Genomic DNA, 15,218 nt, shown 5'->3' on the forward strand with positions numbered 1-15,218 from the left:
CTTCTGCGTCATGAGCCGCGCCATCTCGATCTCGATGTAGGTCTGCGCCAGTGGGTGGGCAATGGCTTGGTGCGAACCGATGGGCGCCTTCCAGACCTGACGCTCCTTGGCGTACTCGGTGGCCTTGGCCAGCGCCAGCCGGGCCGTGCCGGTCGCGAACGCGGCGCCCATGATGCGCTCGGGGTTGAGCCCGGCGAAGAGCTGGTCGATCCCGGCGTCCTCGCTGCCGATCAGCGTCTCGGCCGGCAGTCGCACGTCGTCGAAGAACAGCGTGAACTGCTTCTCCGGCGACCGGAGCCCCATGTCGATCTCGCTGTACGTGAAGCCCTCCGCGTCGGTCGGCACCAGGAACAATGCCGGCTTGAGATTGCCGGTCTTCGCGTCCTCGGTGCGGGCCACCACGAGCACGTGGCTGGCCTCGTCGACGCCGGAGATGTAGGTCTTGGTGCCCTCGAGGACCCAGTCGTCGCCGTCGCGGCGGACGCTCGTCTTCAGCTTGTGCGCGTTGGACCCCGCGTCCGGCTCGGTGATCGCGAACGCCATCTTCAGCGTGCCGTCCGCGAAACCGGGCAGCCACTTCGACTTCTGCTCGTCCGTGCCGAACCGCGCGATCACCGTCGCGCAGATCGCCGGCGAGACCACCATGAGCAGCAACGGGCATCCCGCCGCCGCCAGCTCCTCGCACACCGCCGCGAGATCGCCGATGCCACCACCACCGCCGCCGTACTCCTCGGGCACGGCCACGCCGAGGTAGCCGAGCTTGCCCGCTTCCTCCCACAGCTCGGTGGTCTTCTCCCCCGACCGGGCCTTGGCGGTGAAGTACCCGGTGCCGTACTTCGCGCCGAACTCGGAGACGGCCCTGCGCAGCGCGATCCGCTCTTCGGACTCGACGAAGCTCACGATTCCTCCACTACGGCCAGCACGTCGCCGGCGTCGACCTGCTGCGCCCGTTCGACGAGGAGCTCGGTGACGGTGCCCGCGCTGGTCGCGAGCACGCGGTGTTCCATCTTCATGGCTTCCAGCACCAGCAACTCGGCACCGGCCTCGACCACATCGCCCTGCCGCACCGCCACCCTGACCACGGTTCCGGGCATCGGGGCGACGGTCGCGCCCGGCGCGAGCCCGGTCTCCGGTTCGGGGAACCGCGGCACGACCTTCAACGACACGGACCCGCGCGGCGAGTCGACCTCGACCAGATCGCCGTACCGGGAGACGTGGAACGGAACGCGCACCCCGTCGAGGTCCAGGACGACCACGCCGGGAGTGGCCTGCGCGGGGTCGTACTCGACCTCGATCGGCTCCTCGCCGAACAGGAACCTCGCCTTCGGCTGCTGCGACCGCACGTTGCGCCACCCCAGCGGCAGGTTCCCGGCCTTGCGGGTGGCGGCGGAGGCGAGTGCCGCGGCGAGCGCGAACGGGTGCGGGTCGATCGTCCGGGTGAGGTCGTGCTCGGCGAGGAACCCGGTGTGCGTGTCGCCGTCGAGGAAAGCGTCGTTGCGCAGGACGCCCACGAGCAACCGGCGGTTCGTGACCAGGCCGTGGATCTGAGCACTCTCCAGCGCCGTCGCGAGCTTGCGCGCGGCGGCACGGCGAGTCGGCGCGTACGCGATCACCTTGGCCAGCATGGGGTCGTAGTGCACCGAGACGACAGACCCGTCCTCGACACCGCTGTCCAGCCGGACGTCACCGGGCACGTGGAACCGGTGCAGCGTGCCGCTCGCCGGCCGCCAGTCGTTCGCGGGGTCCTCGGCGTAGAGCCGGACCTCGATCGCGTGGCCCCGCGGTTGCGGCACCTCGCGCGGAAGCCTTGCGCCCTCGGCGATCCGCAGCTGCCACTCGACCAGGTCCACGCCGTGCACCAGTTCGGTGACCGGGTGCTCGACCTGCAGGCGCGTGTTGACCTCCAGGAAGTGGAAGTCCGCTCCCTTCAGCATGAACTCGACGGTGCCGGCGCCGACGTAGCCGATCGACTCGGCCGCGGCGACGGCGGCGGCGAACAGGCGCTCGCGGACCTCGTCGTCGACCGCCGGGCTCGGCGACTCCTCGACGATCTTCTGGTGCCTGCGCTGGATCGAGCACTCGCGTTCGCCGAGCGCCCAGACCGTGCCGTGCGCGTCGGCGAGGATCTGCACCTCGACGTGCCGCGCCTGCTCCAGCAACGGCTCGCAGAACACCGTCGGGTCACCGAACGCCGACTCGGCCTCGCGCCGCGCACTGGCCAGTTCCCGTTCGAACTCGCCCTTCTCCCGCACGATCCGCATGCCGCGCCCGCCACCGCCGGCCGACGCCTTGACCATCACCGGGAACTCGGTGACGGTCTCCGGGTCCAGCTCGGGCAGCGTGGGCACGCCCGCGGCCGCCATGCGCTTCTTCGCGGCGACCTTCGAGCCCATCGCCTCGATCGCCTCCGGCGCGGGACCGACCCACGTGAGGCCCGCCGCGCCCACGGCACGGGCGAAGCCCGCGTTCTCGCTCAGGAAGCCGTAGCCGGGGTGCACGGCGTCCGCACCGGCCCTGACCGCCGCCTCGACGAGCAGGTCGGCGCGCAGGTAGGTCTCGGCGGGCGACGCACCGGGCAGCCGGACAGCGAAGTCGGCCTCCCGGACGTGCGGCGAGTCCGCGTCGGGGTCGGAGAACACGGCCACCGTGCGGATGCCGTCGTCCTGGCAGGTGCGGATGATCCGGCGGGCGATCTCGCCGCGGTTGGCGATCAGGAGTGTCTTGATCATGACGCTCACATCCGGAAGACGCCGAAGCCGTCGGCGCCCTTGATCGGTCCGCTGTGGACAGCGGAGAGGCAGAGGGCGAGCACGGTCCTGGTGTCGCGCGGGTCGATCACGCCGTCGTCGTAGAGCTTCCCCGACAGGAACGGCGCCAGCGACTGCTCCTCGATCTGCGCCTCCACCATCGTGCGCATGGCAGCGTCGTGCTCCTCGTTGTAATCCTGCCCCTTCGCCGCCGCGGCCTGTCGTCCGACGATCGAGAGCACACCGGCGAGCTGCGCGGGTCCCATGACGGCCGACTTGGCGTTGGGCCAGGTGAAGAGGAACCGCGGGTCGTACGCCCTGCCGCACATGCCGTAGTTGCCGGCGCCGTACGACGCGCCCATCGTGATCGTCAGGTGCGGCACGCGGCTGTTCGACACGGCGTTGATCATCATCGAGCCGTGCTTGACGATGCCGCCCTGCTCGTACTGCGCGCCGACCATGTACCCCGTGGTGTTCTGCAGGAAGACCAGCGGGGTGTCGCTCTGGTTGGCCAGCTGGATGAACTGCGTGGCCTTCTGCGACTCCTCGCTGAACAGCACGCCGCGCGCGTTGGCGAGGATGCCGACCGGATAGCCGTGGATCCGCGCCCACCCCGTGACGAGGCTGGTGCCGTACAACGGTTTGAACTCGTCGAACTCGGAACCGTCGACGAGCCGCGCTATCACGTCACGCGGGTCGAACGGCACCCGCTGGTCCTCGGAGACGATGTCCAGGATGCTCTCGGCGTCGAACAGCGGCTCCTCCACCGGCGTCGGATCGGGCCCGAGCTTGCGCCAGTTCAGCCGCGCGACGACCCTGCGCGCCAGCCGGATCGCGTCGGTCTCGTCCTCCGCCACGAAGTCCGCGAGCCCGGACGTGGCGCCGTGCATCATCGCGCCGCCCAGCGACTCGTCGTCCGCTTCCTCGCCGGTCGCCATCTTGACCAGCGGCGGACCGCCGAGGAACACCTTCGACCGGTCCTTGACCATGATCACGTAGTCGGACATGCCCGGCACGTACGCACCGCCGGCCGTCGCGTTGCCGAACACCGCCGTGACCGTCGGGATGCCCGCTGCGCTGAGTCGCGTCAGATCGCGGAACGCCCGGCCGCCGGGGATGAAGATCTCGCTCTGCGTGGGCAGGTCCGCTCCGCCGGACTCGACCAGGCTGACCAGCGGCAGCCGGTTCTGCAGCGCGATGTCGTTGGCGCGCAGGGACTTGCGGAGCGTGTACGGGTTCGACGAGCCACCGCGCACGGTCGGGTCGTTCGCGACGATCACGCACTCGACGCCTTCGACGCGCCCGATGCCCGTGACGACGGACGCGCCGACCGGGAAGTCCGTGCCCCACGCGGCCAGCGGCGACAGCTCCAGGAACGGGCTGTCCTCGTCGACCAGCAGCTCGACCCGTTCGCGGGCCAGCAGCTTGCCGCGCCTGTGGTGCCGCTCGACGTACTTCGGCCCGCCTCCCGCGAGAGCCTTGGCGTGCTCGGCGTCCAGCTGCGCGATCTTCGCGAGCAGCGCCTCCCTGTTGCCCATCAGGCGAACCCCAATCGTCGTGCCGCGAGCTCGGTCATCACTTCACTCGCCCCGCCCCCGATGCCGAGGATGCGGGCGTCCCGGTAGTGACGCTCCACTTCGGACTCCCGCATGTAGCCCATGCCGCCGTGCAGCTGCACCGCCGCGTCGACGACCTCGGAACAGGCCTCGACGGCGGCGTTCTTCGCGAAGCAGACCTCGGTGACGCAGTCCTCGCCGCGGTCGACCCGTGCGGCGACCTCCCGCGTGTAGGTCCGCGCCAGGTCGATCCGCTGCGCCATCCCGGCGAGCCGGTGGCTCACCACCTGGCGTTTGACCAGGGGCTTGCCGAACGTCTCGCGGTTGCGGACCCACTCGACGGTGAGGTCCAGCGCCCGTTGCGCCGTCGCGTAGGCCTGAACGGCCATGGTGACCCGCTCGACCTGGAACTGCCGCATGATCTGCACGAAGCCCTGGTTCTCCTCGCCCACCAGGTTCTCCGTGGGCACCCGCACGTCGTCGAAGTGCAGCTCGGCGGTGTCGCTGCAGTGCCAGCCCATCTTGTCGAGCCTGCGGCGGGTGAACCCGTCCTCGACCACGAGCAGCGAGATGCCCTGGTAGCCCTGCTCCCCCGTCCTGACCGCCGTCGTGACGAAGTCGGCCCGGCAGCCGGAGGTGATGAACGTCTTCGTGCCGTTGACGACGTAGTGGTCGCCGTCCCTGACCGCGGTGGTCCTGATCGCCGCGACGTCCGACCCGGCGCCGGGCTCGGTGACGGCCAGGCTGCCGATCTTCTCGCCGCGGATGGCGGGCCTCGCGAACCGGTCCTTCAGGTCCTCGTCGCCGCTCTGCCAGATGTGCGGGACGGCGATGCCGAGCGTGAACAACGCCGCCATCAGCCCGGACGAGCCACCGTTCTGGATGACCTCCTCGGTCAGCACGACCGTGTCGAGCAGGTCGCCGTGCTCGAAGCCGATGCCCAGCAGGTCGAGCTCCGCCGCCTTGCGGTGCAGCTCCCGCGGCACCTCACCGTCGCGTTCCCACCGGTCGAGGTGCGGCACGACCTCCCTGAGGGTGAAGTCGCGGACGAGCTCCCGCAGCTCCTTGCGCTCGTACAGATCCCTCGTGATCACAGGAGCTCCTCCGGGATCTCGACTTCCCTGGCGCGCACCCACTCGCCGAGCGCCTTCGCCTGCGGGTCGAACCGCGTGCTGCTCGCCACCCCGTCGCCCAGCAGTCCGTGCAGGACGAAGTTGAGCGCCCTGAGGTTCGGCAGCTCGTACCGGCTGACCTCGCCGGCCTCCGGCAGCAGCTCCTTGAGCCTGTCGGCCGTCAGAAAGCCGTGGAGCCACTCGTAGGCCTCGTCGCCGCGCACCCACACGCCGAGGTTCGCGTCCCCGCCCTTGTCGCCGCTGCGCGCACCGGCGATCGTCCCCAATGGCCGCTTCACAGCACCACCGCCTCGGCACTGACCTCGTCGCGGTGCACGTACGCCGCCCTGTACACGCCGAACGGCGTCCCGTCGCCCGGCGGCGCCGTGACGTGGAACCCGGGATAGCTCGCCAGCGCCAGCTCGATCGCGGCCCTGCTGAACCCCTTGGCGCGCTGGGGGTCCGCCGTCTTGATCGTCACGTGCAGCAACGCGCTGGCCTGCTCCTCGGTCGCCGCGTCCGGCTGGTCGGTGCGCGCCAGCGTCCACGTCAGACCCTCGTCACCGATGGCGTCGTGCAGCTGCCGCTTCACCAGCGCGGCCTTCTGCTCCACGTCGAGTCCTGTGAGGACGAACGTCGTGGAGTTCCGGAAGCCGCCCAGCGTGTTCAGGCACACCTTGAGCGTGTCCGGCGGCGGGCTCCCCCTGGTGCCGCTGATCCGCACACCCCTCGGGTCCTCGTCCAGCCGGATCGTGTCGAAGTGCGTCGTGACGTCCGGCCCGAGGTACTCCGGCGCGCCGATCTCGTACAGCAGCTGTGCCGTGACGGTGTCGACGGTGACCGCGCCGCCCGTCCCGTCGTGCTTGGTGACCAGGCAGGACCCGTCCTCGTCGATCTCCGCGATCGGGAACCCCGGCCTGGTCGCGTCGATCTCGGTGAAGAACGAGTAGTTCCCGCCCGTGGCCTGCGTCCCGCACTCCAGCACGTGGCCCGCGACCGTGGCGCCGGCCAGCCGGTCCCAGTCGTCGCGCGCCCACCCGAAGTGCGCCGCCGCCGGCCCCACGACGAGGCTCGCGTCGGTGACCCGCCCGGTGACGACGACCTGGGCGCCCTGGCCCAGGCACTCCGCGATCTCCCACGCGCCGAGATAGGCGTTGGCGGTCAACGCTTCCGGGAACCGCGCCTTGAGGTCGTCGCCCGTGACGTACCCGACCTTGGCCCCGAGCTTGCGCGCGAGTCCCTCGGGGTTCAGCCCGCCGGCGTTGGTGACGATCCTGACGCCCTTGTCGAGCGCCAGCGCCAGGCAGTCCTCCATCTGCCGCAGGAACGTCTTGGCGTAGCCCAGCGACGCGTCCTTCATCCGGTCGCGGCCGAGGATCAGCATGGTCAGCTCGGCGAGGTAGTCACCGGTCAGGACGTCGAGATCACCGCCTTCCAGCTGCTCGCGCACCGCGGACAACCGGTCGCCGTAGAACCCGGAGGCGTTGCCGATCCGGATCACCGGCCACCGCCGGGAGGCCCGGCGAAGGCCTGTGCGATCGGCACCCACTCCCGGGCCACCGGCCCGCCGGCCTCGATCGCCAGCTCGTCGCGGTTGCGCCGCTGCGTCACGAGCCACGCGAAGTCCAGCGCGGGCCCGGAGATCCGGTTCTCCGCGTCCTGCGGCCCCCACGTCCACAGCTCGCCGCCCGGCGCGGTCAGCTCGACCCGCACGGGGACGTCCGGCACCGCCTTGCCGTTGAGCAGGAAGGCGAACCCGATCGTCCGCACACCGAGGTGGCAGACGTGCTTCAGGCGCGCGGTCGGCTCCCGCACCACGCCGAGGGCGTCCGCGACGTCCTGCCCGTGCGCCCAGGTCTCCATGATCCGCGCGGTCGCCATCGACGCCGGGCTCATCGGCGGCCCGAACCACAGGATCTTCCCGGACGCCGCGGCGAGGTGCTCCTGAAGCGCCGCACGGCTGTCGCGCCACATCTCCAGCAGGTCCGGCATCGCCGCCGCCTCGGCCGCCGTCCGGTCCACGATGTCGCCCGCGAGCGGCTGGGCCTGGAACGCCTCGGGGTCGGTGATCGCGAGGACCGCCGCCTTGTCCGTCCACATGAGATGACCGATCTGGTGCGCGATCGTCCAGCCCCGCGCGGGCGTGGGCAGCGTCCAGTCGGCGCCGGCCACCAGCTCGTCGAGCTCGCGCGACTCGGCGTCCAGGTCGGCCAGCAGTTCCGTGATCACAGCTGTTCCTCCAGCATCCGCGCCCAGTAGCGCACGACGTGCGCCCGGCGCTTGGCGTCATCGGCGAGCTGGTTGGCGAGCGCCAGCCCGCGCACGAGATCAAGGGTTGCCTGCACCGCGTCCTTCACACCCGGCCTGGTGTCGTCGACGTCGAGCAGCTCCAGGGCCAGGCCGTACACCTCACGGCCGAGGCGCGCCTGCAGTTCCACGACCTGCTCGCGCAGCTCGGGGTCCGTCCGCGCGGCCACCCACAGCTCCAGCGCCGCGGTGAACAGGTCGCTGGCGTGGAAGTCCGCAATCAGCTCGACCACGGCCTGCGTGCTCTTCCCTGCGGTCTCCGCGCGCCGCTTGAGCGCCTCGATGCTCTCCGCGCCCACGTGCTCCACGGCGGCCGCGACGAGCTCGCCGCGCGTCCTGAAGTGGTGCAGCTGCGCACCCCGCGACACCCCGGCCCGTTCGGCCACCTCGGTCGTCGTGGTGCCCGACCAGCCGCGTTCCACCAGGCACTCGACCGTCGCCTCCATGAGCTTCCGCTTGGTCTCGCGGGTGCGGTCGGCCTGGCGCTGCCTCGTCTCCACACCCCGAGTGTTCCGCCACACAAACAAACAGTCAAGCCTGCTTGTAAATGTCGCGAGTACCGTCCGCCCCGATGAGCACAGTGGAGAGACTGAGGGCCGCCGGCTGCGTGTTCGCCGAGGAAGAGGCCGCACTGCTGCACGAAGCAGCCACCGACGACCGGCACCTCGAAGAGATGGTCGGGCAACGGGTCGACGGCCTGCCGCTGGAACACGTCGTGGGCTGGGCGATGTTCTGCGGGCAGCGGATCGTGGTCACCAGGGGCGTCTTCGTGCCGCGCCACCGCACCGAACTGCTGGTCGACCTGGCGACCGAACTGAAGCCCGGCGTCGTCGTCGACATGTGCTGCGGCTCCGGCGCGGTGGGCGCGGTTTTGCGGCACAGGTTGCCGGACGCCGCGATCTACGCGGCCGACATCGACCCGGCGGCCGTCGAGTGCGCCCGCAAGAATCTGACCGACGTGTTCGAGGGCGATCTGTTCGACGCGCTCCCCTCACACCTCAAGGGACACATCGACGTCGTGGTCGCCAACGTGCCGTACGTGCCGACCGACGACATCCGGTTCATGCCCACCGAAGCCCGCGACCACGAGGCACGGGTGGCCCTCGACGGCGGCGCGGACGGCCTGGAGGTCATGCGGCGCGTGGCGGCCCAGGCGAAGACCTGGCTGCGCCCCGGCGGGCACCTGATGAGCGAGACCAGCGAACGCCAGGCGCCCGCCGCACTCGCCGCCTTCACCGCCGCAGGACTCGACGCCAAGCTCGTGACCAGCGACGACACCACGGCGGTGGTCGGCGGCGCCTGACTTCCGTACAATGTACGGTATGGCGTACGACGAGATCATGCAGTGGTTCGAGAAGTGGGACGCGCTCGCGGTTCGGGGCGACGTCGAGGCGATGGCCGACATGGCGCTGTTCCCGGTCAACACGGTCACCGACGGCTCGGCGACGTCGTGGGACCGCGAGACGTTCCTGCGGGAGATGGGAGCGCAGCTCGGCGGCGACGTGCGGATGGAGTCCACCAGGACACCGCACTTCCTCAACGACAACCTGGTCTTCGTGATCACCGACGGCACGATCAACGGGATCACGGTCCGCTACGGCGACCTGCTCACCAGGGTCGGCGGCGAGTGGAAGTTCCAGACGATGGCCCAGGGCGGCTGGGCTTAGGTACAACTGAAGCATGATCGCAATGCAGTACGAGATCACCCTGCCGTCGAACTACGACATGGAGATCATCCGTGACCGGGTCCGCACCCGCGGTCACGCGATGGATGCCTTCGAAGGCCTGGGGTTCAAGGCGTTCCTGGTCCGCGGCACGCAGTACGCGCCGTTCTACGTGTGGAACACGTCGGCGGGGATGGCGAACTTCCTGTACCGCGGCGGGGGTTTCCAGGCCATCCTGGCCGACTTCGGCCGGCCGGTGGTCCAGCACTGGCCGGGGGTGGCGTTCCTGCGGGGCGACGCGGCCACGGCGAAGTACGCGACACGGACGATCACCAGGCTCGCACCCGAGGCGAACCCGATCGACGTCGTGGGGAAGATCGAGCTGGAGAAGGCGCCCGGCCTGCACTCGGCGGCCGTCGGCGTCGATCCGCGCACGTGGGAAGTCGTGCGCTTCGCACTGTGGGAGGAACACCCCGGGGAAGAGGGTGTCTACGAGGTCCTCCACTTCTCCGAGCCGGAGCTCGGAGAGATCACAGCAGGGTGAGCTGTTCCTGGTCCACCCGCGGTGCCGGCACACCCACCGGCAGGCTGCCGTCGGGCCACACGCCGTCGTCGTCACCGGGCACACCGGTGACGGCGCCGGCCGGACGCCCCCGCGGTGCCAGGCCGTGCTTCTCGATCAGCGGGAGGACCCGCGCCGCCAGCCGCGCGCGGTACCGCCTGTCCACGTAGGCCCCCCGGCCGTAGAGGTACCGGTAGGTCTCCACGAGGTCGGGGTGCTCCCGCCGCAACCACGCGGCGAACCACTCCTTCGCTCCCGGACGCAGGTGCAACGGCAGCACCGTCACGCCCGTGGCACCGGCGGCCGCGATCTGCTCCAGCAGGAAGTCCAGCTGCTCGGCGGAATCCGTCAGCTCGGGCAGCACGGGGGCCACGAAGACCCCGCACGGCAACCCGGCGTCCCGCACCTTCCGCACCAGCTCCAGCCGGGCGGCGGGCGTCGGCGTCCCGGGCTCCAGCGACTTGTGCAGGTCCCGGTCCATCAACGCCAGCGACACGGCGATCCCGACCGGCACGACCTCCGCCGCGGCCGACAGCAACGGCAGGTCACGCGCCAGCAGCGTTCCCTTCGTCAGGATCGAGAAGGGCGTGCGGGAGGCGGTGAGGGCCTCGATGATCCCCGGCATCAAGGCGTACCGCCCCTCCGCCCGCTGGTAGGGATCGGTGTTGGTGCCCAGCGCGACGTGTTCCTGCTTCCACTTCGAGGACCGCAGCTGGCGCGACAGCACCTCCCCGGCGTTGACCTTGACGATCAGCTGGGTGTCGAAGTCCTCGCCGGTGTCGAGGTCCAGGTACGAGTGCGTCTTGCGGGCGAAGCAGTTGTGCGACACCACGCCGTTCGCGATGAAGTCCCCGGTGCCGGTCGAGATGTCGTAGAGCGTCATCTCCCCCAGCGGTTCGACGGACACGACGCCGAGCGGCTGCTGCGACTTGATCGCCACGCCGTCGATGTCGCGCTTGCGGGTGATCGCCGGGTCGACGGTGTGGAAGAAGCGGAGGTTCTCCCGCAGCCCGCCACGCAGGCGCACGACCCGCACTCCACGACGGCGGCGCAGCTCCTCGATCGCGAAGTCGAAGTGGAAGTGCTTGAGCGCCAGCACGATCGCCTCGATGACGGTGGCGTTGCGCGACGACAACCGGAGGATGCTGCGCGAGCAGGTCCCGAGGTAGTCGAACGCGCCGGCCAGGAATCCCTTGAGCCAGTCGGGGTTCGGGGCTATCTGCCAGTGCGCGAGCTCGCGCACCTGGTGCAGAAATCCCCTCCCTTCTCGCACACCGAAGTAGTCGAGGTACTCCTGTGTGCGGTCCATGGCCTCTATGTCGGCCAACGGGATCCGGAACTCGTTCTCGTCGTCGACCATGCCGCGCAGGTACCCGCGGCGGTAGTCGTCGGTCACGGCGGGCTGCTCGACGAAAGCCCCCGTGCCCATCAGCTTGTTGCCGGTCGTCAGATGTGGACGCCGGCCCGTTCCCGCGGTCTCGCCCGTCACGTGCTTCCAGCCGCGGTCGGTCAGGAAGCGGTGGTCACCGGACGCGACCACCGACGTGCCGTCCTCCAGCGTCAGCCGGTAGGCGTCCTTGCGCGTCTCCCAGTGCGCGACAACGGTCGTGAGCTTGTAGCGCCGGTAGTTGCCGACGAGCTCGGTGCCGTAGATCTCATCGCCCTCCCTCAGCTCGGACAACGGTTTCGTGCGACCGTTGCCCATGAGGACCGGCGTGTCACCGGCCAGACAGTAGGTGCAGGCGTGCGAGCACCCCCGATACGGGTTCACGGTCCACGAAAAGGGCAGCGACGACCCCGGCACCCCGTTGAGCACGGATTTGGCGCGGACCTCGTGGAACACCACGTCCGCGAACTCAGGAGTTCGTACGCTGCGCACCAGTCCTGGTAGCGCCTGCTGCGGCTCTGCCTCGAGTTTTTGCCCGTCCCATCGCACGACATCGATTCGAACACATGTTCGAAGAGTGGTCAAGGAGCGTCCGTGTCACCCGTTGAGGTTGCAGGCTTCATCACCGGAGCACTGTGCGTATGGCTGGTCGCCAGGCAAAACCCCTGGAACTGGCCCATCGGCATCGCCAACAACATCGCGTTCCTCGTGCTGTTCTGGACCAGCGGGCTGTACGCGGACTCCGGGCTGCAGGTCGTGTACGTGGTGCTCGCGGTCTACGGCTGGTGGGCGTGGGTCCGCGGCGGCGAACGGCGCACGACGCTGCACGTCAGCCGCACCACGACCCCGCAGTGGCGCTGGCTCGCGGTCGCGGGCGTGCTCGGAACCGGTGTGCTGCACTGGGTTCTCGTGTCGTTCACCGAGTCCACAGTGCCCTTCTGGGACGCCGTCACGACGGTGCTGTCGCTGCTCGCGACCTGGGGGCAGGCGCGCAAGAAGGTCGAGTGCTGGTGGCTGTGGATCGCGGCGGACGTCATCTACGTGCCGCTGTACGCGTACAAGGAGCTCTATTTGACAGCAGTGTTGTACGTGGGGTTCATGGTGCTGTGCGTGATCGGGTTGCGCAGTTGGACGAAGGACGTGAAGAACGACGAGGTGCCGGCGTGAAGGAGTTCGGCCACGCTCTCGTGCTCGGCAAGTTCTACCCGCCGCACAACGGGCACCACCACCTCATCGAGACGGCGGCCTCCCGGAGCGAACGCACCACCGTCACCGTGCTCGCGGCGTCCTCCGAGACCCTCCCGCTCGACCACCGCGTGCGCTGGCTGACCGAGACGCACGCGGCGGCACCCGGCGTGCGGATCGTCGGCGACCTCGACGACCACCCGATGGACTTCGACTCCGACGAGATCTGGGACCTGCACGTCGCACTGACCCGCGCCGTCCTCGCCCGTCGCGCCATCGCGGACGGCGACCCGTCGCAGGCCCCGGTCGACGTCGTGTTCTCCAGCGAGAAGTACGGCGACGAACTGGCCCGGCGGCTCGGCGCGCAGCACGTGCTCGTCGACCTCGACCGCTTCACGCACCCGGTCTCCGGCACGGCGGTGCGGACCGATCCCGTCGCGAACTGGCACCACCTGGCGCCCGCGACCCAGCGCGGGCTCGGCTGGAAGGTGGTGGTCGTCGGCGCCGAGAGCACGGGTACGACGACACTGTCCACACAGCTCGCCTCGCACTTCGGGGCGCCCTGGATAGCCGAGTACGGCCGTGAGCACACCGAGCACAAGCTCGCCGCCGCACGGGCGTTCGACCCGGACGCCACGGTGGACGGTCTGGTGTGGACGCTCGGCGACTTCGAGGACGTGGCCCGCGAACAGGAACGCCGCATCCGGGACTCGACGGCACCGCTGACGATCGCCGACAACGACGCGTTCGCCGCGACGGTCTGGGGAGAGCGCTACCTCGGCTTCCGCCCGGAGGTCTTCCAGGGCACCGAACCGGACCTCTACCTGCTGACCGACCACGTCGGCGTCCCGTTCGAACAGGACGGCTGGCGGGACGGCGAACACCTGCGCGAGTGGATGACCGGGCTGTTCGAACGCGAGCTCACCCAGCGCGGTGTGCCGTGGCTCAAAGTCACGGAGGACCGGGTCACGACGGCCATCACGGCGGTCGAACACCTCATGCGGCAGGATGTCGCGCGTGGGTCACGGTCACGGGCATAGCCACGCGCTGAACGACGAGCCTGCGTCGGAGCGCGTTCGCACGTTGCTGATGTGGCTGCTGGTGCCGTTGGCGCTGGCCACGATCGTGGGCGCGGCGCTGCTCTACCCGTTCGGGCACGAGCAGAAGACCGGGGCGGACATCGGGCTGCACCAGAAACCGGTCGAGGCCGTCGTCACCGGTGTGCAGGCCAACTGCGGCGAGAAGTGCGTCGCGGTGACCGTGAAGATGACCGACGGCGACGCGAGCGGGCAGAGCGTCACGATCCCGAGCGTCGACGGTCCCGGCGCGCCGCGGTTCCAGGTCGGCGACGAGGTCGTGCTGTCCTACTCGGGCAGCCAGCCGCAGGCCGCCGAGTCGTACCAGATCGTCGACTTCCAGCGCGGCTGGTCGCTCGTCGTGCTCGCGCTGCTCTTCGCGGCCGCCGTGCTGCTGCTCGGGCGGTGGCAGGGCCTCGCGGCGCTGGGCGCGTTGCTGCTGAGCTTCGTGGTGCTGGTGCTGTTCATCATGCCGTCGATCCTCGCGGGCCAGAACCCGCTGATGGTCGCGGTGGCCGGCGCCGGCCTGATCATGTTCGTGGTGCTCTACCTGACGCACGGGATCTCCGCGCGCACGTCCACCGCCGTGCTGGGAACGTTGGTCAGCCTCGCGCTGATCGGCGTGCTGGGCGCGCTGTTCTCGGCGCTGTCGAGGCTGACCGGCCTCGACGAGGACACGATCAACCTCGTCACCGTGCTCGGCACCGGCATCGACACGCGCGGGCTGCTGCTCGCGGGCACCCTGATCGGCGCGCTGGGCGTGCTCGACGACGTGACGGTGACGCAGACCAGCGCCGTCTGGGAGCTGCGGCGGGCCAACGACGAGCTGACGTGGCGCGAGCTGTTCGCGGCCGGGTCGCGCATCGGCCGCGACCACATGTCGTCCGTGGTGAACACGCTCGTGATGGCCTACGCGGGCGCCGCGCTGCCGTTGCTGCTGGCGATCTCGCTGGCCGGGCGGTCGATGGGCGAGATCCTGACAGCGCAGCAGATCGCGCAGGAGATCGTGCGGACGCTGGTCGGCAGCATCGGCCTGGTGGCGGCGATCCCGGTGACGACGGCGCTGGCCGCGCTCGTCGCCGTGCGCCAGGAGGTCGCCCCCGCCTCTCCCCAGCCCTCGGAACCCGAACCTTCGACACCCGAGCCGAAGACCGTGAAGCGCGCGAGGCCCGCCAAGCCCCGGCCCACGCGCTTCGAGGGCGACCTCTTCACCGGCTACGACCCCGACAAGGGGCCGTGGGAACGCCCTAGCGAGCCAAGAGCACGAAGAGCAGCGCCAGCACGCCCGGCACCACCTGCACGAAGAAGATCTTCCGGCTCGCCGTGAACGTGCCGTAGACGCCGGCGACGATCACGAACACCGTGAAGAGCACGGAGGCGCCGAAGTCCTGGCGGACCAACGCGTAGATCAGGCCGGCGGCGAGGAAGCCGTTGTAGAGGCCCTGGTTCGCGGCGAGCGCCTTGGACTCCTGCGCGAACTCGGCCGTGATGCCGAACGCCTTCTGCGAGCGCGGCGTGGTCCACAGGAACATCTCGAGCACGACGATGTAGATGTGGATCAACGCCACCAGGGCGAGCAGAACGCCTGCGATGACCTGCAACTCGGGTTCCTCCTCAAAGCT

At 70.0% G+C, this 15,218-nt stretch carries 14 protein-coding genes and 1 pseudogene; 6 read left to right on the forward strand and 9 right to left on the reverse strand.

Translation table 11 applies throughout. The features are described from left to right. The 7 genes and pseudogenes from VM306_RS00720 to VM306_RS00750 all read right to left on the reverse strand — a co-directional run. On the reverse strand, window positions 1-900 hold a 900-nt coding region (locus VM306_RS00720), incomplete at its 3' end, for an acyl-CoA dehydrogenase family protein (protein ID WP_325510216.1). Then, window positions 897-2,729 (reverse strand): biotin carboxylase N-terminal domain-containing protein, encoded by a 1,833-nt coding sequence (locus VM306_RS00725; protein WP_325510218.1) that lies wholly within the window; start codon window positions 2,727-2,729, stop codon window positions 897-899. The genes VM306_RS00725 and VM306_RS00720, both read right to left, overlap by 4 nt. A gap of 5 nt (window positions 2,730-2,734) precedes the next feature. After that, on the reverse strand, window positions 2,735-4,285 hold the full coding sequence (locus VM306_RS00730) for an acyl-CoA carboxylase subunit beta (RefSeq protein ID WP_325510220.1): 1,551 nt from the start codon (window positions 4,283-4,285) through the stop codon (window positions 2,735-2,737). Then, a complete protein-coding gene (locus VM306_RS00735) occupies window positions 4,285-5,397 on the reverse strand; it encodes an acyl-CoA dehydrogenase family protein (protein WP_325510222.1) in 1,113 nt (370 codons plus the stop codon). Before VM306_RS00735 ends, VM306_RS00730 begins: the two co-directional genes overlap by 1 nt. Continuing rightward, window positions 5,394-6,916: pseudogene (locus VM306_RS00740) on the reverse strand (acyclic terpene utilization AtuA family protein). Before VM306_RS00740 ends, VM306_RS00735 begins: the two are co-directional and overlap by 4 nt. Next, the gene (locus VM306_RS00745; protein WP_325510224.1) at window positions 6,913-7,644 is read right to left on the reverse strand and encodes a TIGR03084 family metal-binding protein; all 732 of its coding nucleotides are present in this window, start codon (window positions 7,642-7,644) and stop codon (window positions 6,913-6,915) included. The pseudogene VM306_RS00740 and the gene VM306_RS00745 overlap by 4 nt, the downstream one beginning before the upstream one ends. Beyond that, entirely contained in the window at window positions 7,641-8,168 is a 528-nt protein-coding gene (locus VM306_RS00750; RefSeq protein ID WP_414672306.1) for a TetR/AcrR family transcriptional regulator, read from the reverse strand. Before VM306_RS00750 ends, VM306_RS00745 begins: the two co-directional genes overlap by 4 nt. A gap of 125 nt (window positions 8,169-8,293) precedes the next feature. Here VM306_RS00750 and VM306_RS00755 point away from each other — a divergent pair, with 125 nt between their 5' ends. From VM306_RS00755 to VM306_RS00765, 3 genes are read left to right on the forward strand one after another with little or no spacing between them, the layout of a single operon-like run. Further along, window positions 8,294-9,025 carry a putative protein N(5)-glutamine methyltransferase gene (locus VM306_RS00755; RefSeq protein ID WP_325510227.1) on the forward strand — a complete coding sequence of 244 codons (732 nt, stop codon included), beginning with the start codon at window positions 8,294-8,296 and terminating at the stop codon, window positions 9,023-9,025. A gap of 19 nt (window positions 9,026-9,044) precedes the next feature. Beyond that, window positions 9,045-9,389, forward strand: coding sequence for a nuclear transport factor 2 family protein (locus tag VM306_RS00760; protein ID WP_325510228.1), 345 nt, complete (start codon window positions 9,045-9,047; stop codon window positions 9,387-9,389). Window positions 9,390-9,402: 13 nt separating this feature from the next. Next, window positions 9,403-9,930, forward strand: coding sequence for a DUF4865 family protein (locus tag VM306_RS00765; RefSeq protein ID WP_325510229.1), 528 nt, complete (start codon window positions 9,403-9,405; stop codon window positions 9,928-9,930). On the opposite strand, the gene VM306_RS00770 is transcribed toward VM306_RS00765, so the two are convergent. After that, window positions 9,917-11,884, reverse strand: coding sequence for an intein-containing Rv2578c family radical SAM protein (locus VM306_RS00770; protein WP_325510230.1), 1,968 nt, complete (start codon window positions 11,882-11,884; stop codon window positions 9,917-9,919). The two genes, VM306_RS00765 and VM306_RS00770, sit on opposite strands and share 14 nt — an antisense overlap. A 45-nt stretch (window positions 11,885-11,929) precedes the next feature. Between VM306_RS00770 and pnuC the strand changes: the two genes are divergently transcribed. From pnuC to VM306_RS00785, 3 genes are read left to right on the forward strand one after another with little or no spacing between them, the layout of a single operon-like run. Continuing rightward, window positions 11,930-12,502, forward strand: a complete 573-nt coding sequence (pnuC, locus tag VM306_RS00775; RefSeq protein WP_325510231.1) for a nicotinamide riboside transporter PnuC — start codon at window positions 11,930-11,932, stop codon at window positions 12,500-12,502. After that, window positions 12,499-13,560, forward strand: coding sequence for an AAA family ATPase (locus tag VM306_RS00780; protein WP_325510232.1), 1,062 nt, complete (start codon window positions 12,499-12,501; stop codon window positions 13,558-13,560). The genes pnuC and VM306_RS00780 overlap by 4 nt, the downstream gene beginning before the upstream one ends. Next, a complete protein-coding gene (locus VM306_RS00785; protein WP_325510233.1) occupies window positions 13,538-14,923 on the forward strand; it encodes a YibE/F family protein in 1,386 nt (461 codons plus the stop codon). Before VM306_RS00780 ends, VM306_RS00785 begins: the two co-directional genes overlap by 23 nt. On the opposite strand, the gene VM306_RS00790 is transcribed toward VM306_RS00785, so the two are convergent. Then, on the reverse strand, window positions 14,844-15,197 hold the full coding sequence (locus tag VM306_RS00790; RefSeq protein ID WP_325510234.1) for a DUF1304 domain-containing protein: 354 nt from the start codon (window positions 15,195-15,197) through the stop codon (window positions 14,844-14,846). The genes VM306_RS00785 and VM306_RS00790 overlap by 80 nt on opposite strands. Between the last annotated feature and the right edge of the window lie 21 nt (window positions 15,198-15,218).

This window comes from Lentzea sp. (assembly GCF_035525475.1).
Classification (GTDB): domain Bacteria; phylum Actinomycetota; class Actinomycetes; order Mycobacteriales; family Pseudonocardiaceae; genus Lentzea.